2 protein-coding genes are annotated in these 1730 nt (G+C 71.4%); both read right to left on the bottom strand.

The genetic code is table 11. From position 1 onward, the window contains the following. Positions 1-59: 59 nt before the first annotated feature. A complete protein-coding gene (locus ACFWGJ_RS43550) occupies positions 60-806 on the bottom strand; it encodes an ABC transporter ATP-binding protein (RefSeq protein WP_387334524.1) in 747 nt (248 codons plus the stop codon). Positions 807-815: 9 nt separating this feature from the next. Continuing rightward, positions 816-1610, bottom strand: coding sequence for an ABC transporter permease (locus tag ACFWGJ_RS43545; protein WP_387334523.1), 795 nt, complete (start codon positions 1608-1610; stop codon positions 816-818). Positions 1611-1730 lie beyond the last annotated feature (120 nt).

Genomic DNA, 1730 nt, shown 5'->3' with positions numbered 1-1730 from the left:
GCGCAGCCCCCATGCAGTGACGGGACGGGTAGGGGCGGCGGGGGCGAGGAAAGGTCGGTTCATGTGCGGACCGCTCGGCCCACCTCCGCGCGCAGCGCGACGAACTCCGGCAGACCCCGCGTAGCGATCTGGTCCCGTTCTCCGGGAAGCGCGACCGGCAGGTCGAGGATCACCCGGGACCCGGGCCCGCCGGACAGCACCACCACCCGATCCCCCACGTACACACTCTCGTCGATGTCATGCGTGACGAACACGATCGTCGCCTCCTCCGACCGGTGCACCTCCAGCAGCAGATCCTCCAGATCCTCCCGGGTCTGCGCGTCGAGGGAGCCGAACGGCTCGTCCATGAGCAGCAGGGACGGCCGGCAGACCAGCGCACGCGCGATGGCGACCCGCTGCTGCATACCGCCGGACAGCTGCCAGGGATACCGCCGCCCGGCCCCGGGAAGCCCGACCCGTTCCAGCATCCGTTCGGCCTCCTCCCGCCGCTCCGCACGACCGAGTCCCCGCCGCCGTAACGGAAGCGCGACGTTCTCGCGGACCGACAGCCAGGGGTAGAGCGAGCGTCCGTAGTCCTGGAAGACGACGGCCAGCCGGTCCGGGACCCCGGTGACGGGCGTCCCGTCGACGGAGACGGTCCCCTCCTGGACCGGGAGCAGCCCCGCGACGGTCCGCAGCAGTGTCGACTTGCCGCAGCCGGACGGCCCGACGACGCACAGGAGTTGGCCGTCGGGCACGGTGAGGGTGATGTCGTGCAGGACGGGGTGATCGCCGTACCCCTGGCCGAGCGAGTCGAGACGCAGCATGCGGTCCTGTCACCTGTCCCCGCTGCCCAGCAGCCGTTTCTCGACCGCCAGCAGACCGGTGTTGAGTACGTATCCGAGTGCGCCGAGCAGCACCAGCGCGGCCCAGACCGTGAGCAGGTCGGAGCGTGACTGGGCGTCGGTGAGGGTGAAGCCGATGCCGTTGGCGGTGCCGGGCAGCAGCTCCGAGAAGACCATGAGGACGAGGCAGAGCGAAAGGCTCAGGCGCAGGCCGGCGAAGATGCGGGGCAGCGCCGAGGGCAGGAAGAGGAACCGGAGGCGTTCGGTCCTGTTCAGCCGTAGTACGGCGGCCACTTCGACGCGCAGGGGGTCGGTGTTGCGGACGCCGTCCGCCGTGTTGATCAGGACGGGCCAGACGGCGCTGAAGACGATCGACGCGACCTGCATGCGGGTGCCGAAGTCGAGGAGCACGACGAAGACGGGGACCAGGGCCGGGGGTGGTACGGCCCGGGCGAACTGCAGGACCGGGTTGCACAGGGCGTGGGCCCGGCGGGAGCGGCCCAGGGCCGTACCGAGGGCGATACCGGCGAGCGCGGCAAGGGCGAAGCCGGTGGTCATGCGGGCGAGGCTGGGGAGGATGTTCTCGGTGGCGGCGGGGGTGAGGAAGGCGTGGGTGGGCGGGCCCGAGAACCACAGGGTGTGGGTGTGGCGGGCGATGTCGGTGGGTGGCGGGAAATAGACGCTGGGGTGGGTGCGGGTGGTGAGCTGCCAGGTGGTGATCGCTGTGGCGAGTACGGTCCAGCGCAGGAGTGCGCCGCGGGCTGCTGCCGCGTTGGCCCGCTTCATGGGCGGGCCTCGCCGAAGGGGTTTTCGCCCCCGCCGCCCCTACCCTTCCCGTCACTGCATGGGGCTGCGCCCCTCGCCCCCTGATCGCGCTGCGCGCTCGTCCTCAAACGCCGGACGGGC

The sequence above is a fragment of the Streptomyces sp. NPDC060205 genome, assembly GCF_042728395.1.
Classification (GTDB): domain Bacteria; phylum Actinomycetota; class Actinomycetes; order Streptomycetales; family Streptomycetaceae; genus Streptomyces.
The sequence above is the reverse complement of the archived record's forward strand: the minus strand, read 5'-3'. Positions and strand labels throughout refer to the sequence as shown.

What these genes read in the sequence shown, in the direction of transcription:
- ACFWGJ_RS43550 (WP_387334524.1), bottom strand. Translation starts at nt 806, where the DNA reads ATGCTGCGTCTCGACTCGCTCGGCCAGGGGTACGGCGATCACCCCGTC.
- ACFWGJ_RS43545 (WP_387334523.1), bottom strand. Translation starts at nt 1,610, where the DNA reads ATGAAGCGGGCCAACGCGGCAGCAGCCCGCGGCGCACTCCTGCGCTGG.